The sequence below is a fragment of the Burkholderia sp. BDU5 genome (genome assembly GCF_001522845.1).
Classification (GTDB): domain Bacteria; phylum Pseudomonadota; class Gammaproteobacteria; order Burkholderiales; family Burkholderiaceae; genus Burkholderia; species Burkholderia mayonis.
In genome coordinates, this window is record NZ_LOWC01000038.1 from 41,610 (window position 1) to 62,814 (window position 21,205).

Annotated in this window: 16 protein-coding genes, 1 other RNA gene and 1 pseudogene; 5 read left to right on the forward strand and 13 right to left on the reverse strand. The window is 68.3% G+C overall.

Translation table 11 applies throughout. The annotated features are described in order from the left end of the window. Positions 1-105: 105 nt before the first annotated feature. On the reverse strand, positions 106-615 hold the full coding sequence (locus WS69_RS07875) for a disulfide bond formation protein B (protein WP_010105562.1): 510 nt from the start codon (positions 613-615) through the stop codon (positions 106-108). 102 nt (positions 616-717) lie between these two features. Continuing rightward, the gene (locus tag WS69_RS07880; protein ID WP_059470246.1) at positions 718-2,094 is read right to left on the reverse strand and encodes an amidase; all 1,377 of its coding nucleotides are present in this window, start codon (positions 2,092-2,094) and stop codon (positions 718-720) included. A 572-nt stretch (positions 2,095-2,666) separates the two neighbouring features. On the opposite strand from WS69_RS07880, the gene WS69_RS07885 reads away from it, so the two are divergent. Further along, the gene (locus WS69_RS07885; protein ID WP_059470236.1) at positions 2,667-4,001 is read left to right on the forward strand and encodes a gamma-glutamyl-gamma-aminobutyrate hydrolase family protein; all 1,335 of its coding nucleotides are present in this window, start codon (positions 2,667-2,669) and stop codon (positions 3,999-4,001) included. Between the two features lie 364 nt (positions 4,002-4,365). Beyond that, the gene (locus WS69_RS07890) at positions 4,366-5,661 is read left to right on the forward strand and encodes an MFS transporter (protein ID WP_059470237.1); all 1,296 of its coding nucleotides are present in this window, start codon (positions 4,366-4,368) and stop codon (positions 5,659-5,661) included. 396 nt (positions 5,662-6,057) lie between these two features. Here the strand turns inward: WS69_RS07890 and WS69_RS35270 are convergent, their stop codons facing one another. Beyond that, complete coding sequence (locus tag WS69_RS35270; RefSeq protein ID WP_059470238.1) at positions 6,058-7,902, reverse strand: tetratricopeptide repeat protein; 1,845 nt, start codon at positions 7,900-7,902, stop codon at positions 6,058-6,060. A 127-nt stretch (positions 7,903-8,029) separates the two neighbouring features. Between WS69_RS35270 and WS69_RS07900 the strand changes: the two genes are divergently transcribed. Beyond that, positions 8,030-9,676 carry an FAD-dependent monooxygenase gene (locus WS69_RS07900; RefSeq protein WP_059470239.1) on the forward strand — a complete coding sequence of 549 codons (1,647 nt, stop codon included), beginning with the start codon at positions 8,030-8,032 and terminating at the stop codon, positions 9,674-9,676. 153 nt (positions 9,677-9,829) lie between these two features. Here the strand turns inward: WS69_RS07900 and WS69_RS07905 are convergent, their stop codons facing one another. From WS69_RS07905 to WS69_RS07920, 4 genes are read right to left on the reverse strand one after another with little or no spacing between them, the layout of a single operon-like run. Beyond that, positions 9,830-10,090: a formate dehydrogenase subunit delta gene (locus tag WS69_RS07905; RefSeq protein ID WP_010116492.1), complete on the reverse strand. Its 261-nt coding sequence runs from the start codon at positions 10,088-10,090 to the stop codon at positions 9,830-9,832. A gap of 7 nt (positions 10,091-10,097) precedes the next feature. Continuing rightward, complete coding sequence (fdhF, locus tag WS69_RS07910) at positions 10,098-13,046, reverse strand: formate dehydrogenase subunit alpha (RefSeq protein ID WP_059470240.1); 2,949 nt, start codon at positions 13,044-13,046, stop codon at positions 10,098-10,100. Positions 13,047-13,060: 14 nt separating this feature from the next. Beyond that, positions 13,061-14,629 (reverse strand): formate dehydrogenase beta subunit, encoded by a 1,569-nt coding sequence (locus tag WS69_RS07915; RefSeq protein ID WP_059470241.1) that lies wholly within the window; start codon positions 14,627-14,629, stop codon positions 13,061-13,063. After that, positions 14,626-15,099 (reverse strand): NAD(P)H-dependent oxidoreductase subunit E, encoded by a 474-nt coding sequence (locus WS69_RS07920; RefSeq protein ID WP_059470247.1) that lies wholly within the window; start codon positions 15,097-15,099, stop codon positions 14,626-14,628. Before WS69_RS07920 ends, WS69_RS07915 begins: the two co-directional genes overlap by 4 nt. A gap of 130 nt (positions 15,100-15,229) precedes the next feature. Between WS69_RS07920 and WS69_RS07925 the strand changes: the two genes are divergently transcribed. Together WS69_RS07925 and WS69_RS07930 are read left to right on the forward strand one after the other, a co-directional pair. Then, a complete protein-coding gene (locus WS69_RS07925; protein WP_059470242.1) occupies positions 15,230-16,336 on the forward strand; it encodes a substrate-binding domain-containing protein in 1,107 nt (368 codons plus the stop codon). Positions 16,337-16,437: 101 nt separating this feature from the next. Further along, positions 16,438-16,704, forward strand: coding sequence for a hypothetical protein (locus WS69_RS07930; protein WP_059470243.1), 267 nt, complete (start codon positions 16,438-16,440; stop codon positions 16,702-16,704). Between the two features lie 190 nt (positions 16,705-16,894). Here the strand turns inward: WS69_RS07930 and WS69_RS07935 are convergent, their stop codons facing one another. The 6 genes and pseudogenes from WS69_RS07935 to ompA all read right to left on the reverse strand — a co-directional run bounded on the left by WS69_RS07935 (position 16,895) and on the right by ompA (position 20,727). After that, entirely contained in the window at positions 16,895-17,539 is a 645-nt protein-coding gene (locus WS69_RS07935) for a class I SAM-dependent methyltransferase (protein WP_059470244.1), read from the reverse strand. A gap of 114 nt (positions 17,540-17,653) precedes the next feature. Beyond that, positions 17,654-17,860, reverse strand: coding sequence for a hypothetical protein (locus WS69_RS33085; protein WP_156437997.1), 207 nt, complete (start codon positions 17,858-17,860; stop codon positions 17,654-17,656). A gap of 198 nt (positions 17,861-18,058) precedes the next feature. Beyond that, positions 18,059-18,428, reverse strand: a transfer-messenger RNA (tmRNA) gene (gene ssrA / locus WS69_RS07940). A 12-nt stretch (positions 18,429-18,440) separates the two neighbouring features. After that, positions 18,441-19,160: pseudogene (gene gph, locus WS69_RS07945) on the reverse strand (phosphoglycolate phosphatase); the annotation flags it as partial. Positions 19,161-19,185: 25 nt separating this feature from the next. After that, positions 19,186-19,884, reverse strand: coding sequence for a bifunctional 2-polyprenyl-6-hydroxyphenol methylase/3-demethylubiquinol 3-O-methyltransferase UbiG (ubiG, locus tag WS69_RS07950; protein ID WP_059470248.1), 699 nt, complete (start codon positions 19,882-19,884; stop codon positions 19,186-19,188). Between the two features lie 168 nt (positions 19,885-20,052). Beyond that, positions 20,053-20,727: an outer membrane protein OmpA gene (ompA, locus tag WS69_RS07955; protein ID WP_059470245.1), complete on the reverse strand. Its 675-nt coding sequence runs from the start codon at positions 20,725-20,727 to the stop codon at positions 20,053-20,055. Positions 20,728-21,205 lie beyond the last annotated feature (478 nt).

Consider the following 21,205-nt stretch of genomic DNA (forward strand, 5'->3'; position numbering starts at 1 on the left):
CGCACGAGCCCGCTGCGTCGGCGCGGCGGGCGAAGCGGCCTGAAACGTGCGCGACGGCGGCGGCGGGGCGGGATCGCCCGCCGCTTCGCGGCCGCGCAGCGGACGTCAGCGCAGCCGGCCGCGGTGGCGCAGCAGGCTCACCGCGACGGGTACGACGATCAGCACGAACGCGATCAGCGCCCAGCCGGGCAGCAGAATGCCGAAGATCGGCGGATAGACGGTCTCGCACAGCCCGGCGACCTTGAACACGCCCGGCAGCCAGTGCGCGGGCGGCAGACTGTCGACGATCGGCTGCAGCGCATCGAAGCCGCAGCTGAAGCCCGGGTTCATCTGCACGTACAGGTGGCGCGCGGCGGTGCCGACGCCCGCGGCGGCCGACAGCACGATGAGCGCTTCGAACATCGCGATGCCGGCGCCGCTCGTCATGCCCGCGCCGAGAAACGCGAATATCGCGATCAGCAGGAAGAAATAGCGCTGGATGATGCAAAGCGGGCACGGATCCTCGTTCTTCACATATTGCAGGTACAGCGCGCCGGCCAGGAGCGCGAGGCATACGAGGCCGAGCAGCACGAGCAGTCGTCGTTCGCGGCGCAGCGAGAGCGTCAGGTTGTTCATCGAAACGGCATTCCTTCGAGCGGTCGGGAAAATGAATCGTCGGATTTTAACGCGAACGCCGCGTCGTATTCCGACGGCGCGGCGTCGAGCGCTCGGGCGGCGTCAGCGGATCGTCGCGAGCACGGCCTCGGCCGCCTGGCCGATCGCGAGGAGCGCGTCGTCGTGGTGCGGCGCGGCGGCGAGCATCAGGCCGACGGGCGCCGTATCGCGCGGATGGCACGGCAGCGACAGCGCGCACGCGTCGAGGAAGTTGAACGCGCTCGGGTTGCGCAGCACGAGTGCGTTCGTGCGCGTGAACGCGTCGTCGTCGCGCTCGAGCTCGTCGATGCGCGGCGGCGCGACGGGAACCGTCGGCGCGACGAGCGCGTCGAAGCGCTGCCATACGGTGCGCGCCGCTTCGTCGATGAGCGCTGCGCGCGCGGCGACGAGATCGAGATAATCGGCGGCGCTCGCCGGCTCGCCCTTCAGTATCCGCGCGAGCACGCGCGGGTCGTACGCGTCGCGATGGCGCGCGATGAGCGGGCGATGCCACGCGTACGCCTCGATTGACGAAAAGCCGAAGCGGTTGATGTCGGGCAGCCGCTCGAGCGGCGCGAAGCGCGCTTCCGACACGATCGCGCCCGCCGCTTCCAGGTGCTTGAGCGCCGCGTCGAGCGACGCCGCGACGTGTGCGTCGACGCCGTCCGTCACATAGTTCGTCAGCACGCCGAGCCGCACGCCTTCGAGCGGACGCGCGGCGGGCACGTGCGGCTCGAGGCCGGCGAGGATCCGGTCGACGAGCGCGCAGCATGCGACCGACACGCCGATCGGGCCGAAGGAATCGAGCGTCGTCGACAGCGGCACGCCGCCTTGCTTCGGAATCCGGCTCGCGGTCGGCTTAAAGCCCGTCAGCCCGCAGAGCGCGGCGGGGATCCGGATCGAGCCGCCCGTGTCGGACGCGAGCGCGACGGCCGCCATTCCGTCCGCGACGGATGCGGCCGCGCCCGACGACGAGCCGCCCGCGATCCGCTCGTCGCCCGGTACGCCGCGCCGGTACGGCGAGCGCGGGGTGCCGAAGTGCGGATTCAGGCCGAGGCCCGAGAACGCGAACTCGCTCATGTTCGTGCGGCCGACGGGCACGGCGCCCGCGCGCTTCAGGCGGGCGACGGCGATCGCGTCGACGTTCGCGGGCGGCGCGTCGTCGAGCACGCGCGAGCCGGCGCGCGTCACCTGGCCCTCGATGTCGAACAGGTCCTTCACCGACACCGGAATGCCCGCGAGCGGCGACAACACGGTGCCTGCCGCGCGCAGCCGGTCGTGCGCGTCGGCGGCCGCGCGCGCGCTTTGTGCATCGACCTCGGTGAACGCGATCGCGCCCTGGCCTGCCGGATCGGCGATCCGTTCCAGCGCGGCTTCGACGAGCGCGCGGCTCGTCGTCGCTCCGGCGGCGAGATCGGCGGCGAGCCGGGCGAGCGGCGGGAAGGGGGCGAACGTGGTCATGGCGGTATCGGGTTCGATTGGGTTGGCGACGTGCCGCGCGAAGCGGCTCGGCACGGTGCGTGGCGCAGCCGCGAACGTCAGGACGCGGCGGCCGGGTTCGGGCATTGTAGAACAGCGTTGCGGCGCGAGGGCGAGGGGGCGGCGTGCGTTGGCTCGTTGCGTGGAATGCGCGGATCGCCGCGCGCCGAAGCGGCGGGATGCCGGATCGGGCGCGGTCGGAAACGGCGTCGGACGCTGATTCGTGAGCGGAATCGTTGGGATACGCCAACGACGCTCGTGCACGATTGCTCATGCTTGTCGCCGGCCGTCGATATCACGTTTGAGCTGAGCACGGGGCCGAAGCGCCCGAACGGTGCTCGTCCTGCCGCGCCGACGCGCCTGTCATGCGGCCGCGCGCCGCTTCGTACGCCGAAAAATGCACGATGTCGCGCGATGGCAACGGGCATCGACACGCATTCGACACAGCATTGCAACAATACTGACGAAATTCTGTCGGTTTGCCGCCGATCGTGTACTGAAGGATAATGAATTCTTGTTGATTCTCCGCGTGACCGACGCGCCAGACCTCCGTCATGAGCGAAAACACGTCCGCAAGAGCCGATCAGTCCGGTTCTGCTTCCCCTTCCGTCGCGACGTCTTCCGGCCACGCCGGCTCGGACTCTTCGCCGTCCACCGTTTCCGACAAGCCATCAGCGGGCGCGACCGTCCACGTCGGCGCGTTCGCCGCGCAGATCGCGGCTGCGCAGGACGTCGGCGATCCCGGCGCCGCGCCGACCGACACGATCGCCGAGCCGGGTGCGCCCGGCGTCGCTGCGGGCGGTGGGGCCGCGCAGCCGGCCGCAGCCGCGGCGGCGTCCGGTTCGGCCGCAGCCGGCGCCGTATCCTCCGGCGCGACTGGAGCCGGCGCATCGATGTCCGGCACCACGGCGGCCACGGCCAAGAACGGCTCGCCGCCGCCCGGCTTCGGCGCGCAACCCGATTTCGAGACGCCGCGTCCGCCGCCCGCGAGCGCCGCTTCGCCCGCGCCGCCCGCCTACCTGAAACAAAGCGACACGCCGTGGTCGGTGTTCGGCCGGATCGTTGCCGCGCGTGCGCGCCGGCTGTTCGACCGCGCGGGCCAGCGGATCACGCAGCGCACGCTGCGCATCGGCGTGTCGGCGCGCATCTTCCATCCGGAGCCGGGTGCGCCCGGGCTGCGTGGCAAGACGCTGCAGTATCTGGAGGAATCGATCGCGCATTGGGTGATGTCGCGCAACGTGCTCGTGTTCATGATTCCGACTGTCGGCCATCAGGGGATGCTGCATCCGAGCAACATCCGGCTGCGCGACTACGCGAAGCATCTCGACGGCCTCTTGCTGCAAGGCGGCGCCGACGTGTCGCCGCAGACCTACGCGGCCGCCGACGCGCGCCCCGAGTGGCCCGGCGATCGCGTGCGCGACATGTACGAGCTCGAGCTGCTGCACGAGTTCATCGAGTCGGGCAAGCCGGTGCTCGGCGTGTGCCGCGGCTGCCAGCTCATCAACGTCGCGTTCGGCGGCTCGCTCTATCAAGACATCGCGAGCGACGTGCCGACGGCGGGCGTGCACGTGAGCGAACACTACGACCAGCATCGGCACGCGATCCGCTTTCCGGACGGCTCGACGCTCGCGAACATGTTCCCCGGCCGCCGCGAGGCGATCGTCAACTCGATCCACCATCAGGCGATCCGCGATATCGGCCGCGATCTGAACATCGAAGCGGTATCGGCGGAAGACGGGATCATCGAAGGGATCCGCTATCGCCGCGCGCCGTTCGTCGTCGGCGTCCAGTGGCACCCGGAGTTCCATCGTGCGGGCGGCCCCGAGCTGCTCGACTGCACGCCGCTTCTCGACACGTTCCTGAGAGCGGCGCGCGAGACGCGGCTGTAACCGGCGCGCGACACGAAATCGGCGCAGGAAGAATGGCGGGCCGCACCGAGGTGCGGCCCGTCGTTCGTTTGGCGTCCGGAGCGTCGGCATCCTGTCGCGCGATCTCGCAACGGCGCAATGCGACGGCGCATCGTCCGCACGAACTGGCGGAAAAGCCCCGGGATATCCACTGGTTTTCAGATTCCTTTCGGATGACTTCGCAAGCGACGCTTTGACGCATCCCGTCGTCGTTCGCAGTAAGATGGCGAGCGCTGTGCAGCGCATCATCGATCTGCACCGCCCCTGGCGCGCCGGGGCAAGAAACACGATGTGATACGCGCCGCGGCCGCCTGGGCGGCCGCGGCGCAGCCTTATCGAGAGAGACATGTCTACAGCGTCCCCCGCAGTTCAGCAGGAATCCAAGGCCAAGACCGTGTTCCGCGTCGTCAGCGGCAACTTCCTGGAGATGTACGACTTCATGGTCTACGGCTACTACGCATCCGCGATCGCCAAGACCTACTTTCCGAACGGCAACGCGTTCGCGTCGCTGATGCTGTCGCTGTCGGTGTTCGGCGCGGGCTTCCTGATGCGTCCCGTCGGGGCGATCGTGCTCGGCGCGTACATCGATCATCACGGCCGCCGCAAGGGCCTGATCCTGACGCTCGCGTTGATGGCGCTCGGCACGCTGACCGTCGCGACGATTCCGGGCTACGCGACGATCGGCGTCCTCGCCCCGATCCTCGTGCTGCTCGGACGGCTGCTGCAGGGCTTCTCGGCGGGCGTCGAGCTGGGCGGCGTGTCGGTGTATCTGTCGGAGATCGCGACGAAGGGCAACAAGGGCTTCTACACGTCGTGGCAGTCCGGCAGCCAGCAGGTGGCCGTCGTGTTTGCCGCGTTCGTCGGCGTGCTGCTGAACCGCGCGCTGCCCGTCGAGCAGATGACGTCGTGGGGCTGGCGCATTCCGTTCCTGATCGGCTGCTTGATCGTCCCGTTTCTGTTCCTGATCCGCCGCTCGCTGAAGGAAACCGACGAGTTCCTCGCGAAGCGCCACCGTCCGGGCATGGGCGAGATCATGAAGTCGATGCTCGAAAACTGGGGCGTCGTGCTGGCGGGCATGGGGATGGTCATCATGACGACGGTGTCGTTCTACATGATCACCGCGTACACGCCGACATTCGGCAAGGAGGTGCTGCATCTGTCGGCGATCGACGCGCTCGTCGTGACCGTCTGCGTCGGGCTGTCGAACCTGGTCTGGCTGCCGCTGTCGGGCGCGCTGTCCGACCGGATCGGCCGCCGTCCGGTGCTGATCGCGTTCACGGCGCTCACGATCCTGACCGCGTATCCGGCGATGCAGTGGCTCGTCGCATCGCCGTCGTTCCTGCGGCTGCTGTCGGTCGAGCTGTGGCTGTCGTTCCTTTACGGCTCGTACAACGGCGCGATGGTCGTCGCGCTGACCGAAGCGATGCCGGTCGACGTGCGCACAGCGGGCTTCTCGCTCGCGTACAGCCTCGCGACGACGATCGGCGGCTTCACCCCGGCGATCTCGACGCTGTTGATCCACGAGACCGGCAACAAGGCGGCGCCGGGCCTCTGGCTGGGCCTCGCGGCGATCTGCGGGCTGATCGCGACGCTCGTGCTGTACCGGTCGCCGGAAGCGCGCGGTCAGTACAAGACGACTTGAGCGGACGAGCAGCTCGGCACAAGCGGGCTGCGGCGGACGAAGCGAAAAAACGGGGCGTTCGGCGCTCCGTTTTTGTTTTGGCGAGGCGGTGCGCCGTGGTGACGGGGCGGTGCGGCGTCGCCGGAACATGTGGTGGCAGGGCGTGCCGGCGTGAAGGTACGACATCGATGACGTTGCGGTTTGAAGGCTCGATGCGCTGATGGCTCGGCGGCTCGGCGGCTCGGCGGCGAGAAGGCGAGAAGGCGAGAAGGCGAGAAGGCGAGAAGGCGAGAAGGCGAGAAGGCGAGAAGGCGAGAAGGCGAGAACGTTCGACAGCACCGCACCGTGGCCGTGCGACGATTCGCCGATACGAAGCCCGGACGAACAGCGCACGCACGAACGCGCGACCGCCCTCCGTCAGCCGCGCGCGATTTCGCCCGCGACCGTCGCGACCACGTCTTCCCAACGCCCCGGCTCCGACTGCCTGACGAGCCGCGCGTGCGGATACCACGGGCTGTCGTCGCCCGTGCTCCAGCGCCAGTCGGCGGCGACGGGCAGCATCAGCCACAGCGGCTTGCCGAGCGCGCCCGCGAGGTGCGCGACCGCCGTGTCGATCGATACGATGCCGTCGAGCCGATCGACGAGCGCGGCCGTCGCCGCGAAATCGGTGAGGCCGTCGAACCGATGGATGCGCGCCGCATGCGGATGCGCATCGAGCGCCGCACGCTCGGCGTCCGACAGCGCCGGCTGCAGCGCGATCCAGTCGACGTCGGCGAGCGCGAAGAGCGGCGCGAGCGCATCGAGCGGCAACGCGCGGTTTTCCTGCACTTGCGCGCTGCCGGACCACGCGATCCCAAACTTGCGCTTCGCCTGTCCGCCGAGCGAGCCGCGAAAGCGGCGCCGCGCCGCGTCGGGCACGTCGAGATACGGCGTGGGCGACGGGATCGCGTCGTATTCGAGGCCGAGCGCGAACGGCAGGCTGAGGAGCGGGCAGACGAGGTCGGCGGCTGGCGTTCTCGCCGCGTCGGTGGATATGACGTTCACGCGCCAGCGCGCGGCCATCGGCTCGACGAGCGGCAGCAGCGCCGGCTGGACCTGCAGGATCAAGCGTGCGCAACGCTCGCGCACGAGCGGGACGAGCCGCACGAACTGCAGCGTATCGCCGAAACCCTGCTCGGCGCGCACGAGCAGCGTGCGGTCGCCGATCGGCTCGCCTTGCCAGCGCGGCAGCGGCCCGAGCGGCGCGGCGCCCGGCAACGCATGCCGCGCTTCGTACGCGGGCAGGCCACGCGCGAAGTCGCGCAGCGTGAGCAGCGTGACCGCGCGGTGCATTTGCGCGAGCGAGTGCGCGGGATCGAGCCGCAGTGCCTGATCGAACGCGCGCAGCGCCATCTCGTGCGCGCCGAGCGCATGGTGCGCGGTGCCCAGGTTGAGCCACGCGAGCGCGAACGACGGATCGAGTCCGACCGCGCGCTCGTAATGCGGCAGCGCGTCGCGATGACGGCCGAGCGCCGCGAGCGCGTTCGCGAAACTGAACAGCGCGAGCGGAAAGCGCGGCTGCAGCGCGAGCGCGGATTCGAACGCGGGCAGCGCCTCCGCATGCCGGCCGACCGCGTCGAGTGCGTTGCCGAGATTGAAATGCGCGGCGACGAAGCGCGGCTCGGCGGCGAGCGCCGCGCGAAAATGCGCGACCGCTTCGTCGGTCTTCCCGAGCGCGGCGAGCGCCATCCCGAGGTTGTTGTGCGCGCCCGCGTGGCCGGGACGCAACTCGAGCGCGCGGCGGAACGCCGCAAGCGCGTCGTCATGCCGGCCGAGCGCGTTGAGCGCGTTGCCGAGGTTGTTGTGGATCGACGCGTCGCCGGGCGCGAGCGCGAGCGCGCGCTCGAACGCGTCGACGGCGTCGTCGTGGCGCTCCTGCGCCGCGTAAGCGTTGCCGAGGTTGTAGTGCGCGAGCGGGAACGCCGGCGCGAGCGTGAGCGCGTTGCGAAAGCGCTCGATCGCGTCGTCGAGCCGGCCGAGCGCCTTGAGCGCGTTGCCGAGATTCAGCTGCAGCGCGGCGTCGTTCGGGCGCAACTCGACAGCGCGGCCGACGAGATCGGCCGCTTCTTCGTGCCGGCCCTGCTGATGGTGCAGCACGCCGAACAGGTGCAGCGCATCGGCGTCGTTGGGGTTGGCCGCGAGCGCTGCCCGATAGCCGTGTTCGGCATCGTCGAGCCGGCCTGCGCGGTGTGCGGCAAATGCGCGGTCGAAAGCGGATTCCATGACGCGAGTCAAGCGAGAAACTTCGCATTTTCCCATACCTCGGACGGCGGCGGCCGTTTCGGCCGCGCTATGGATGCGGCGGGGCGGCGGGCGTAGACTGCGGATGTTGCGTATCGACGAGGTCTTTATGGCAGTCGTTCCGCTCGCCACTCCTCCCGTCCTGATCGTCGGCGCGGGTCCGACCGGGCTCGCCGCCGCGCTCTGCCTCGCGCGCGCCCGCGTGCCGGTGCGGATCGTCGACAAGGCGGCGCAGCCCGCGCGCTATTCGCGCGCGATCGGCATTCAGGCCAGAACGCTCGAGCTCTTCGAGCAGCAGCGCGTCGTCGAGCGGTTCGTCGAGCTCGGGCATCGCGCGCGCGTCGCGATCCTGTATTCGGGCGGGCAGCGCATCGCCGAGCTCGACTTCGATCCGTTGCAAACGCGCTATCCGTATCTGCTGTTTCTCGATCAGACCGTCACCGAGCGGCTGTTGACCGAGCATCTCGCGACGTTCGGCGTCGACGTCGAGCGCGGCGTGACGCTCACGCGCTGCACCGATCCGGAAGGCGCGCTCGACGTCCGGCTGCGCCACGACGAAGGCTGGGAGGAGAGCATGCAGCCGTCGTATGTCGTCGCGGCGGACGGCGCGCACAGCACAGTCCGGCATCTGCTCGACGTCGATTTCGTCGGACATGCGCTCGAGCAGACGTTCATGCTTGCCGATCTCGACGTCGGCGCCGACTGGCCGGACGATGAGATTCATTTGTTCGCGACGGGCGACGGCCTTGCCGGATTGTTTCCGATGGGTAGCGGCCGCTACCGGCTCGTCGCGGACCGCCCGCCGCGCAACGGCGCGCTCGACGACGAGCACGGGCCGTCGCTCGAGCTGTGCCGCGACGTCGTGCGTGCGCGCGTGACGCCCGAACTGAAGATCGGCGATCTCGCGTGGTCGTCGTACTTTCATCTGCACAGCCGGATGGTCGCGAAGCTGCGTCACGGGCGCGTGTTCTTCGCGGGCGATGCGGCGCACGTGCACAGCCCGGCGGGCGCGCAAGGGATGAACACGGGCATCCAGGAGGCGTTCAATCTCGGCTGGAAGCTCGCGCGGGTGCTTGCCGGCAATGCGCCCGAGCGTCTGCTCGACACCTACCATGCCGAGCGCCATCCGATCGAACGCGACGTGCTGCGGCAGACGAGCTTCGCGACGCAGGTCGTCGAGGCGGACCGCGGGCCGCTCAAGCTGTTGCGCGAGCATGTCGTGCCGATTCTCGCGTCGTTCGGGCCGCTGCGGGACGCGGCGCGCCGCACGGTCAGCGAGCTCGCGATCCAGTATCGGAAGAGTCCGCTTACGCTCGAGCGCGCGTTCGACGGCGGGCCGCGCGCGGGCGAGCGTGCGCCGGACGCGCTCGTGCACGTGCTTGACGGGCCGCTCGGCAAGGCGCCCGGCGTCGCGCGCCTCTTCGACTTGCACGATCCCGCGCATTTCACGCTGCTCGTGCTCGAACCGCGCGCGGACATCGACGACACATTGCCGTCGGATCCGGGGGAAGACGGCCGCGCGCTCGCCGACGCGCTCGAGCGGATCATGCCGGGCGCGGTGCGCTGCTGGCGCGTGACGGATGCGGAAGGTGAAGGCGCGCCGCTCATGAGCGACGCGTATGGGCGCACGCGGCCGGTGTTCTATCTGCTGCGGCCGGACGGCTACGTCGCCGCGCGCGGCCGCCCGGCGGCCGACACGGACGCGTTGCTGCGCCATTGCGAGACGTGGTTCTCGGGGATGCGGCTCGAGACTTGACGAAGACGGCGCGCGCGATGTGCGCGGCGCCGACACAGACATGGAGGCGTGCGACGATCGGCGCCGCCGCCGCGTCGTCGTCTGCTCCTGATGCGAGCGATCATTGCGCCGTCGTCGCGTCGCATCCGCATACGCCCGCCGCGATGCCGCGTCCTACGCCGCGCGCGGCGGCGCGGGTGCGGGCTCGAGCGACGCGCGGTGCTTGTCGATCGCCTCGCGAACGATCGGCGCGACGCTTCGCGCGGCCTCGTCGTGCGGATCGTCGAGCGCCGCGAGGAGCGCGCGCCGCATCCGCGGCTCCCAGAAGCGCCGGATGTGGTCGGCGACGCCCGCGACGGCCTCGTCGTGATCGGGCATCGACGCGAAGAACGCGCCGATCTGGTTCGCCATGTCGATCAAGTGTCGGCTTTCCATTTCGACCTCACTTGCCCGTTACCGGCGCGGGCGCCGCGGTGCGCCGCTCGAGCAGCGCGAGCTGCTCCGCGCTGAAGCGCGTGTACGCGCGCTGCCATTCGGACGGTTGCGCGACGGGCGCGACCTGCACCGCCGTCACCTTGTACTCGGGGCAGTTGGTCGCCCAGTCCGAGCTGTCGGTCGTGATCACGTTCGCGCCGGATTCGGGGAAATGGAACGTCGTGTAGACGACGCCAGGCTGCATCCGCTCGGTGACGAGCGCGCGCAGCACCGTCTGCCCCGCGCGCGATTCGACGCCGACCCAGTCGCCCGTCCTGATTCCGCGATCGTTCGCGTCGTGCGGATGGATCTCGAGCCGGTCCTCGTCGTGCCAGCGGACATTGTCGGTGCGGCGCGTCTGCGCGCCGACGTTGTATTGCGACAGGATCCGGCCGGTCGTCAGGATGAGCGGATAGCGCGGCGTGATTTTCTCCGGCGACGCGATGTACTGCGTGATCATGAACTTGCCCTTGCCGCGCACGAACTGGCCGACGTGCATCGTCGGCGTGCCTTCCGGCGTGGCGTCGTTGCACGGCCACTGGACGCTGCCGAGTTCGTCGAGCAGCGCGTACGACACGCCCGCGAACGTCGGCGTGAGGCGTGCGATCTCGTCCATGATCTCGGACGGATGCGCGTAGTGCATCTCGTAGCCGAGCGCGCGCGACAGCATCAGCGTCACTTCCCAGTCCGCAAAGCCGGACAGCGGCTTCATCGCGCGGCGCACGCGCGAGATGCGGCGCTCGGCGTTCGTGAACGTGCCGTCCTTTTCGAGGAAGGTCGCGCCTGGCAGGAACACGTGCGCGTACTTCGCGGTCTCGTTGAGGAAGATGTCCTGCACGACTAGGCATTCGAGCGACGACAGCGCGGCCGCGACATGTTGCGTGTTCGGATCGGACTGGACGATGTCCTCGCCCTGGCAGTAGAGGCCCTTGAAGCTGCCGTCGAGCGCCGCGTCGAACATGTTCGGGATGCGCAGGCCGGGCTCCGGCTGCAGCGTCGTCGACCAGGCTTCGTCGAAGAGCGCGCGCACCGCGGCGTCGCCGATGTGCCGATAGCCGGGCAGCTCGTGCGGGAACGAGCCCATGTCGCACGAGCCCTGTACGTTGTTCTGTCCGCGCAGCGGGTTCACGCCCGCGCCCTCGATGCCGAGGTTGCCCGTCGCCATCGCGAGGTTCGCGATGCCCATCACCATCGTCGAGCCTTGCGCATGCTCGGTCACGCCGAGCCCGTAGAAGATCGCGGCGCGTCCGCCCGTCGCGTAGAGGCGCGCGGCGGCGCGCACGGCGTCGGCCGGCACGCCCGTGACGTCCGCCGTCGCCTCCGGCGAATTCTCCGGCCGCGCGGCGAACTCACGCCACGCGTCGAATGCGTGCGGCTCACAGCGCTCGGCGACGAACGCATCGTCGACGAGCCCTTCGGTGACGATCACGTGCGCGAACGCGTTGATCAGCGCGACGTTCGTGCCGGGCCGCAGTTGCAGGTGATGGACGGCCTTCACGTGCGGGCCGTCGACGAGATCGATCCTGCGCGGATCGACGACGATCAGCTTCGCGCCTTCGCGCACGCGGCGCTTCAGGCGCGAGCCGAACACCGGATGGCCGTCGGTCGGATTCGCGCCGATCACGACGATCACGTCGGCCGAGCCGACCGACGCGAACGTCTGCGTGCCCGCCGATTCGCCGAGCGTGGCCTTGAGTCCGTAGCCCGTCGGCGAATGGCAGACGCGTGCGCAGGTGTCGACGTTGTTGTTGCCGAACGCCGCGCGCACGAGCTTCTGCACGAGGTACGTCTCTTCGTTCGTGCAGCGCGACGACGTGATGCCGCCGATCGAATCGCGGCCATGCTCGTCCTGGATGCGGCGGAACTGCGCGGCCGCGTAGCCGATCGCCTCGTCCCAGCTTACTTCGCGCCACGGATCGGTGATCTTCTCGCGGATCATCGGCGTCGTGATGCGGTCCTTGTGCGTCGCGTAGCCCCACGCGAAGCGGCCTTTCACGCACGCGTGGCCTTCGTTCGCGAGGCCGTTCTTGTGAGGCGTCATCCGCACGACCTGGCCGCCTTTCATTTCCGCCTTCAGCGAGCAGCCGACGCCGCAGTACGCGCAGGTCGTGACGACCGCATGCTCGGGCTGGCCGAGCCGCGTGACGCTCTTCTCGACGAGCGTCGCGGTCGGGCACGCGGCGACGCACGCGCCGCACGATACGCACTCCGAATCCATGAACGCATCGCCCGCGCTCGCCGCGACGCGCGATTCGAAGCCGCGCGCGGCGATCGTCAGCGCGAACGTGCCCTGCGTTTCCTCGCACGCGCGCACGCAGCGATTGCAGACGATGCACTTCGACGGGTCGTAGCTGAAATACGGATTCGACTCGTCCTTCGCGTCGCTCAGATGGTTCTTGCCGTCGAAGCCGTAGCGCACCTCGCGCAGCCCGACGACGCCCGCCATGTCCTGCAACTCGCAATCGCCGTTCGCCGCGCAGGTGAGGCAGTCGAGCGGATGATCGGAGATGTAGAGCTCCATCACGTTGCGGCGCAGGTCCTGCAGGCGGTCGCTTTGCGTGCGCACCTTCATGCCGGCCTCGACGGGCGTCGTGCACGACGCCGGATAGCCGCGCCTACCTTCGATCTCGACGAGGCACAGGCGGCACGAGCCGAACGGCTCCAGCGAATCGGTTGCGCACAGCTTCGGCACGTTGACGCCGGCCTCGATCGCCGCGCGCATCACCGACGTGCCGGCCGGCACCGTGACCGGGCGGCCGTCGATGTCGAGCGTGACGTCGGTGTCGGTGTGGCGCCGCGGCGTGCCGTAGTCGGTGTCGTCGAACGGATCGGCGCGACGCGCAGGCGCTGCGCGCTTGCACGCGCACTGGCCCGAGCCGCAGCCTTGCCGGGACGAATCGAATGCGGAGGAAGTCATCGGGTTTCCTTCTGTCAGGCCGCGGCCGGCGCGGCGCTTGGCGCGTGCGCGGCGAGGCCGAAATCTTCGGGGAAGTGATCGAGTGCGGACAGCACCGGGTACGGCGTCATGCCGCCCATCGCGCAGAGCGAACCCGCGGTCATCGTGTCGCACAGGTCGCGCAGCAGGCGCACCTGCTTTTCCGACGTGTCGCCCGCGCGGATCTTCGCGATCGTCTCGACGCCGCGCGTCGAGCCGATCCGGCACGGCGTGCACTTGCCGCACGATTCGAGCGCGCAGAAATGCATCGCGTACTCGGCGAGCTCGGCGAGGTTCGACGTGTCGTCGTGTAGCACGATGCCGCCGTGCCCGACGACGGCGCCCACCGCCGCATACGCTTCGTAATCGAGCGGAATGTCCCACTGGCTGTCGGGCAGGTACGTGCCGAGCGGGCCGCCGACTTGCGCGGCGCGCGCGGGGCGGCCGCTCGCGGTGCCGCCGCCGAAGTCGAACAGCAGCTCGCGCAGCGTGACGCCGAACGCGAGCTCGACGAGTCCGCCGCGCTTCACGTTGCCCGCCAGCTGGAACGGCAGGGTGCCGCGCGAGCGGCCCATTCCGTAGTCGCGGTAGAACGCCGCGCCGCGCGCGAAGATGATCGGCGCGGTCGCGAGCGTGATCACGTTGTTGATGACGGTCGGTTGTCCGAAGAGTCCCGCGAGCGCGGGCAGCGGCGGCTTCGCGCGTACGACGCCGCGCTTGCCTTCGAGCGATTCGAGGAGCGCCGTTTCCTCGCCGCAGACATAGGCGCCCGCGCCTTTCGCGACGTGCAGCTCGAACGCGTGCGCCGTGCCGAGCACGCTCTCGCCGAGCCAGCCGGCGTCGCGCGCGCGGGCGATCGCGTCGTCGAGCGTCGCGATCGCATGCGGATATTCGCTGCGCACGTAGATGTGGCCGATCGTCGCACCCGTCGCGACGCCCGCGATGATCATCCCTTCGATCAGACAGTACGGATCGCTCTCCATGATGAGGCGATCGGAGAAGGTGCCGGAATCGCCTTCGTCCGCGTTGCAGACGACGTACTTCTGCGCGGCCGCGGCCTGGCGCACGGTCCGCCACTTGATGCCCGCCGGAAATGCTGCGCCGCCGCGTCCGCGCAGGCCCGATTCGACGAGCGTCTCGCATACGGCCGCGCCGTCTAGCGCGAGCGCGTTCTTCAGACCTTCGAGGCCGCCGTGCGCGACGTAGTCGTCGAGCGACAGCGGATCGGTGATGCCGATCCGTGCGAACGTGAGCCGTTGCTGGCGCTTCAGATAAGGGATCTCGTCGACGATCCCGACGCGCGCCGGGTGTGCGCCGCCGTCGAGCCAGCCGGCATCGAAGAGCGCGGGGACGTCGGCCGCCGTGAGGTTCGCGTAGCCGACGCGGCCCGCCGCGGTGCCGATTTCGACGAGCGGTTCGAGCCATAGCAACCCGCGTGAGCCGTTGCGCACGAGCTCGATTGTGACGCCGCGCCGGGCCGCCTCGGCCTCGATCGCGCGCGCGAGCGCGTCGGCGCCGACCGCGAGCGCGGCGGAATCGCGCGGCACGTGGATGCGCGTGCTCATGCGGGCTCCTTTGCGTGCACGGCCGCGTCGACGAGCGCGTCGAAGCGCTCGGCGGTCATCTTCGCGTGCAGTTCGTCGTTGATCGTGAGCGACGGCGACTGCGCGCAGAGGCCCAGGCAATAGACCGATTCGAGCGCGATTTCTTCGCCGTGCTCGCCGTCGATCCGGCAGCGGGCGCGCGCCTGCGCGTGCGCGACGAGCGCCTCGCCGCCCATGCTGCGGCACGCTTCCGCGCGGCAGAGCCGGACCGTCACGCGCGCGGGCGGTGCGGTGCGGAAGTGGTGGTAGTAGGTCAGCACGCCGTGGACTTCGGCGCGCGACAGATTGAGCGCCTTCGCGAGCGGCTCGACGCACGCGGGCGGCACGTAGCCCGCATCGTCCTGGATCGCATGCAGGATCGCGACGAGCGATTTGCCGGGTAGCGCGTGCGCGCGCACGAGCGCGTCGGGCGCGGCGGTATTGGGGGACATCCAGTTGCCTCCTCCGAAGTCATATATGCGCTTTGTGTTCATATGAGGCGCAAATAGGCTTTGAGATATTGATGTGGGTCAACGATAAATCGATAGAATAATGGTCGCAATAGGAAATGGAATTACATAAATGATTCGAGTCGAATGCGACGCGCATTTGATCGTGCGCGACAACGACGGCCGCACGGCGAGCCTGACCGACGTCGCACCGCTCCTCGAGCTCGTCGCGGCGACGGGCAGCATCGCGCAGGCGGCCGAGGCAAAAGGGCTGTCGTACCGGCACGCTTGGGGGTTGCTGCGCGCGCTGGAGGCGTGCGTCGGCGGCGCGCTGATCGAGACCGTGCGCGGCAAGGGTTCGTCGCTGTCGGAACTCGGGCAGGCGGTCGTCGACGCACAGCGGCTGGCCGGCGAGCGCCTCGACGGCAACCTGCGCGCGCTTGCGGCAGAGGTCGCGAGCGTTCTCAACCGGCGGCTCGCGCGACATGCAGGCGCGCTGCGGATCCAAGCGTCGCACGGCTATGCGGTCGCGGCGCTCGTGTCCGCGCTCGTCGACGCGAACTCGCCCGTCGACATCAAGTACCGCGAGAGCGTCGAGGCGGTGCATTCGCTCGCGGGCGGCGAATGCGATCTCGCGGGCTTTCATCTGCCGCGCGGCGCGTTTCGCACGCACTGTGCGCAGATCTACCGGCCATGGCTCGACGACGCCGATCACGTGCTGATTCACCTGACGCGCCGCAAGCAGGGCCTCTTCGTGCCGCGCGGCAACCCGAAGGGAGTCGTGGGGCTTGCCGATCTCGCGCGCAGCGATATCCGCTTCGTCAACCGGCAGCCGGGCTCCGGCACGCGGATGCTGCTCGATCTCGCGTTGCGCGAGATCGGCGTCGATCCGGAGCGGATCAACGGCTACGCGTCGGCGGAGCTGACGCATTCGGCGATCGCCGCATTCGTCGCGAGCGGGATGGCCGATCTCGGCTTCGGCGTCGAGCCCGCGGCGCGCCACTTCGGGCTCGACTTCATTCCGGTCGTCGACGAGGACTATTACTTCGCGTGCGAGCGTTCGCGGCTCGGCGACGCGCCGCTCGCTGCTGCGCTCGCGCTGCTGCGCGACGACGGCTATCGCGCTGCCGTCGCACGGCTCGACGGCTACGATCCGAGCGCGTGCGGCACGCTCGTCGACGTACCGGCGGGCCTCGCGGGCACGGCGGGCGAAGCGCGCGCGGACGGTCATCAACGGTAACGAAGCGGGCATGCGGGTGGCGCTGCAAGGCGTGTGCATTTGCGTTACGCTAGCTGCTTCCTTTCGTATGAGCCAAAGCGCCGCACCGGCGTTCGACATCGATGAAGCTCCTGACCCATCTCGCCGTCGCGTCCGCAGTCGCGGGCGCGCTCGCCGCGGCCGCGACGACGGTCGCGTTCGCGCAGAACTCCCCCGGCGTGCCGGGCGGCATCCTGAACGAGCAGTTCCGGCTGAACGAGCATCCGCAGATGCAGTTCGCCGCGTCGGCGCCGTCGAAGAAATATCAGACCGGCAAGAAGTCGGACTTGCGCAGGAAGGGCGACATTGGGGACCCGAACGGCTGCAACTTGAAGTGTCCGATGGATTGACGGCGTTCTGGCGCAGCGCCGCATGATGCGGCCGCGCGAGAGGCGAGCGAGGCGGCGACCGGCTGCGCAATGCGTCCGGCAGCTTCGCGCACGATGCGGCGCATGAGCTCGCCGGTCGAACAACACGAGCGAACACGAACGCGGCAAGCTGCTGCGGCTGATATGTTGCCGGCACGTCGCCGGCATGGCGTCACGCGGCCGCCGAAGGCGGTCGCGCACCCGGCCATGCATGGCCGATCGACGACGGGGAACCCGAGAAGTCCGCGCAGCGCTGCAGCCGATAGACGGCCGCGGGCGGCACGTTTGCCCACGCGATACCGATGCGCTCCGCGCGAATGCCGATCGCCGCGAGCCGGCTGGCGGGAATCGGGCAGCGGGGCAGATAGGTGAACTGATAGAACGCGCCGCCCGGGCCGAGATGCATCGCGAACGCGCCATGCACGATCGCCACCGCCTGCTCGACGGGCATCGCGACGAGCGGCAATCCGCTGACGATGGCGCTTGCGCGCGCATTGCCGAACAGGCCGCGCGTGATGCCGAGCTCGGCCGCATCCATGTTCATGATCCGCAGGTCGGGAAAGCGGCGACGCAGCGTCGCGGCGAACGCCGGATCGGCTTCGACGAGCACGAGCCGATCGGCGGCGACGCCGCGCGACAGCAACTCGCGCGTAAAGACGCCCGTGCCTGCGCCGAGCTCGATCACGAGCGCGCTTTCGCTGGGAATCTGGGCGGTCATCAGCGTGGCGAGCGCGGGGCCGGACGGCGCGAGTGCGCCGACCTGGCGGGGATTGCGCAGCCATGCTCGCAGAAAGAGCGCGAGCTCGGGGATTCGCATGGATCCGTTCCTGGCAATAATTGAGCGGCAAGCGGGGCGCGGCGGCCGTCCGGCGAAATCGGATTCGGCTCAGCGACCGGCAAGCTAGCCTGCCACGATAAAAAACGAAGGCCATCATGTATTACCCGCTGTGTTGCGCTCGCGCATGTGGCAATGCCGGGACGAAGCGGAGGCGGTGCGGGGCAGCGCGCACACGATGCGCCGCTTGCGTCGGATATTGAAAGCACGGCGTGAAATTGCCGTGACCAAAAGAAAAGCCCTCGAATAACAAGGGCTTTGTGGGGTATTCGTGGGGCGGATCGCCATATCAATCAGCGCCATGCGCGTTCCTTTGCTGGCTGAGGATGAATGGGGTTTGGGGGGGGGCGGCTGGTGGAGGGCTGGAGAGCCCCCAGAAAAACCCCCGGTTTGGGGTCGTTTCTACCGGACAACGTTGGGTGTAGTTTGCAATAAAAAACCCCGCGAAGCCAAGCTGGGCGGGGTTTTCTGGGTAAAGACGGGTAACGCTAGGCAGGAAAATGGTGGAGGCGGCGGGAATCGAACCCGCGTCCAGAAGCGGTCCACGACCAGTTCTACATGTTTAGTTCTGTCATTTGATTTAACCGTAACGTCGCGGACGAACACGCTCCGTTACGGCGATTCACTAGGTTTTCGACCCGGCCGTCGTGACGCCGGCAAGGCTTAACTGACGTATATGACCTCTGTCGGTATTGCTACCGGTCTTGCGACACTAGCCCGTCAGTGAACTAGGCAGAGGACGGCGGCCCTTAGGCTGCCAGTGCGAACGTATCGTCGTTTGCAGTTACGTTTTTCCCATTGATTAACGAGGTGACGGGTCCTCGACATGCCCTAGCCGCTTCACAACCCCTGTCGAAACCAGGTCGCCCCCAGCGGATCCATCATTATAGCGCAACGCGCGCAACAGTCGCAGCAGCTCGCCGGTCGTCCCGACGAGATGATGCGCCTGCCAGTCGACGGGCGCGGCGCCATCGCCGCAATAGCCGTACGCGGCCGCCACGGTCGGCATGCCGGCTGCGCTGCCCGCCTGGATGTCGCGCAGATCGTCACCGACGTAAACGATCCGCGCGGGCGTGAGCGACAGCCGCTCTGCCGCATACAGGAGCGGCGCTGGATGGGGCTTCGGATGCGACGCCGTGTCGCCGCTGACGACGCATGCGGCGCGTCCTGCAAGGCCGAGCAGCGCGACGAGCGGATCGGTGAACCGCGCGGCCTTGTTGGTCACGATGCCCCAGCGCACGCCGCGCGCGTCGAGGTCGTCGAGAAGCGCGCCGATGCCCGGGAAGAGCGTCGTATGCACGCATAGATCGACCGCGTAGTTCGCGAGGAATTCGTCGCGCAGCGCATCGTATTCCGCGTCCGCTGGCACGATGCCGAAGGCGCTGCCGATCAGGCCGCGGGCGCCCGCCGACGCGAGCGGGCGCAGCGCGTCGAGCGGCGTTTCGGCGACGCCGCGCGTGCGCTGCATCTTGTTGACCGCGGCCGCGAGGTCGGGGGCGGTGTCGGCGAGCGTGCCGTCGAGATCGAACAGCACGGCCTCGCACGCATCGAGACGCAACGCGTCGGACAGCGGGGCGGCGAAGGAGGGCGAAGAAAAGCTCATGGGCGCGATCGGAACGGGTGACGGGTCAGGCGCTGCGGCGGCACGCGACGAGGTAGTTGACGTCGGTGTCGTTCGACAGCGTGAAGCGCTTCGCGAGCGGATGGTAGGTGATGCCCTTGATCTCGACGATCTGCAGATCGGTCGCGCGCACGAAGCGGGCGAGTTCGGACGGTCGGATGAAGCGCGCGTAGTCGTGCGTGCCTTTCGGCAGCATCTGCGCGATGTACTCGGCGCCGATCACGGCGAGCAGGTACGACTTCAGGTTGCGGTTTAGCGTCGAGAAGAACACCCAGCCGCCCGGCTTCACGAGTGTCGAGCACGCGGCGACGACATTCGCGGGCGACGGCACATGCTCGAGCATCTCCATGCACGTGACGACGTCGTACGTGCCCGGCTCGCGTGCGGCGAGCGCTTCGGCCGCGATCGCCTCGTAGTCGACGGTGACGCCGCTTTCGAGGCTGTGCAGATCGGCGACGCCGAGCGCTTCCGTCGCGAGGTCGATGCCCTTGACCTGCGCGCCGAGCGACGCCATCGATTCCGACAGGATGCCGCCGCCGCAGCCGATGTCGACGACACGCTTGCCGGGCAGATGCGCGTGCGCGTCGATCCAGTTCAGGCGCACCGGATTGAGGTCGTGCAAAGGCTTGAATTCAGCGTTCGGATCCCACCATTTGTGAGCGAGGTCGCTGAATTTCTGGAGTTCGTGCGGATCGGCGTTCGTCATGTCGGCAAGCGGATGCGGGTAGGAGGGCGGCGGCGCGCCCGTCAAGCCACGAGTATATAAGCGGGCGGGCGAGGTCGCCAGGAACGCGCTCGCGCGATGGGCGGGCCGTGTCAATGAAAAAGCCCCGCTGAAGCGGGGCTTTGGAAGCAGGTGCGATCGATGCGCGGCTTACTGCGCCGGAACGGTCGTCTTCTGCACTTCCTGCGTACCGACCACTTCGACTTCCACGCGGCGGTCCGGTGCGAGGCAGGCGATGAGTTGCTTGCGGTTCTTCTGCTTGCAGGTGTTGCCCGTGACCGGATTGCGCTTGCCCTTGCCTTCCGTGTAGACCTTGTTCGCCGGGACGCCCTTGCTGACCAGGTACGACTTGACGGCTTGCGCACGGCGCAGCGACAGACGGTCGTTGTACTTGTCCGAACCGATGCGGTCGGTGTAGCCCGTGGCCACGACTACTTCGACGTTCATGCCCTGGATCTTCGCAGCCAGTTCGTCAAGCTTCTGCTTGCCGGCCGGCTTCAGGATGGCCTTGTCGAAATCGAACAGCGTATCGGCTTGGTACGTAATCTTCTGGCTCGTGATGGCCGGAGCAGCCGGTGCGACCGGGGCCGGTGCCGGTGCCTGGGCGACCAGTGCGCCATCGCACTTCGCGTTGGCGGTGGCCGGCGTCCAGAACGCATCGCGCCAGCAGAGCTCGTTCGTGCCGTTCATCCACACCCATTCGCCCGTGCCATTCACCCAGTTGTCATTCACGGCTTGTCGCGACGCCGGCACCGACTGTGCCGAAGCGGATGCAGCCATAACTGCGGTAGCTGCAATGAACGCGAGCTTTGAAAGTTTATTCATATTTCTCCTCTCGAAATTGAGATTACCGCAGGTTTACTGCGAGCCTGTTGACGATGACAAGTCATACATTGCTCGAAGTATAACATTGGTGCGGCACAAAAAACGCGGCACCGCTCTGTGTAGACTTCGAGCAGCGTCTAACTTTCAGTGCGTTGGCATTTTGCCATATCGTTCCCTTCCCACGAAAAAAAATCCTCCCCACCCTAAGATCAGTCTATCGATTGTGGTGCGAGTGCAACACCGAGTGCCGCATGTTTCGGAAATTGTCAAGTCCGTTGGCGGGAAATCGCAGATTCTTTGGGCTGCAAACCATTCGTTATCTGTTTTGTATTTTTTTGTGTGCGCGATGTTCGAGCGATGCGAGGTGGGAGGCGAAGCAGTCGCGCGGTTTTGCCATTCTTAGAGACGGTTTCAAAAAGGCCCGGTGGGGCTGTTAACTTTCGCGGCGAGCTGTTAACCTCAGGCATCGGAACAACCG

Bases quoted from the DNA above. Each gene is read 5' to 3' on its own strand.
- WS69_RS07875 (WP_010105562.1), bottom strand. From the start codon at position 615: ATGAACAACCTGACGCTCTCGCTGCGCCGCGAACGACGACTGCTCGTG.
- WS69_RS07880 (WP_059470246.1), bottom strand. From the start codon at position 2,094: ATGACCACGTTCGCCCCCTTCCCGCCGCTCGCCCGGCTCGCCGCCGAT.
- WS69_RS07885 (WP_059470236.1), top strand. From the start codon at position 2,667: ATGAGCGAAAACACGTCCGCAAGAGCCGATCAGTCCGGTTCTGCTTCC.
- WS69_RS07890 (WP_059470237.1), top strand. From the start codon at position 4,366: ATGTCTACAGCGTCCCCCGCAGTTCAGCAGGAATCCAAGGCCAAGACC.
- WS69_RS35270 (WP_059470238.1), bottom strand. From the start codon at position 7,902: ATGGAATCCGCTTTCGACCGCGCATTTGCCGCACACCGCGCAGGCCGG.
- WS69_RS07900 (WP_059470239.1), top strand. From the start codon at position 8,030: ATGGCAGTCGTTCCGCTCGCCACTCCTCCCGTCCTGATCGTCGGCGCG.
- WS69_RS07905 (WP_010116492.1), bottom strand. From the start codon at position 10,090: ATGGAAAGCCGACACTTGATCGACATGGCGAACCAGATCGGCGCGTTC.
- fdhF (WP_059470240.1), bottom strand. From the start codon at position 13,046: ATGACTTCCTCCGCATTCGATTCGTCCCGGCAAGGCTGCGGCTCGGGC.
- WS69_RS07915 (WP_059470241.1), bottom strand. From the start codon at position 14,629: ATGAGCACGCGCATCCACGTGCCGCGCGATTCCGCCGCGCTCGCGGTC.
- WS69_RS07920 (WP_059470247.1), bottom strand. From the start codon at position 15,099: ATGTCCCCCAATACCGCCGCGCCCGACGCGCTCGTGCGCGCGCACGCG.
- WS69_RS07925 (WP_059470242.1), top strand. From the start codon at position 15,230: ATGATTCGAGTCGAATGCGACGCGCATTTGATCGTGCGCGACAACGAC.
- WS69_RS07930 (WP_059470243.1), top strand. From the start codon at position 16,438: ATGAAGCTCCTGACCCATCTCGCCGTCGCGTCCGCAGTCGCGGGCGCG.
- WS69_RS07935 (WP_059470244.1), bottom strand. From the start codon at position 17,539: ATGCGAATCCCCGAGCTCGCGCTCTTTCTGCGAGCATGGCTGCGCAAT.
- WS69_RS33085 (WP_156437997.1), bottom strand. From the start codon at position 17,860: ATGGCGCTGATTGATATGGCGATCCGCCCCACGAATACCCCACAAAGC.
- ubiG (WP_059470248.1), bottom strand. From the start codon at position 19,884: ATGACGAACGCCGATCCGCACGAACTCCAGAAATTCAGCGACCTCGCT.
- ompA (WP_059470245.1), bottom strand. From the start codon at position 20,727: ATGAATAAACTTTCAAAGCTCGCGTTCATTGCAGCTACCGCAGTTATG.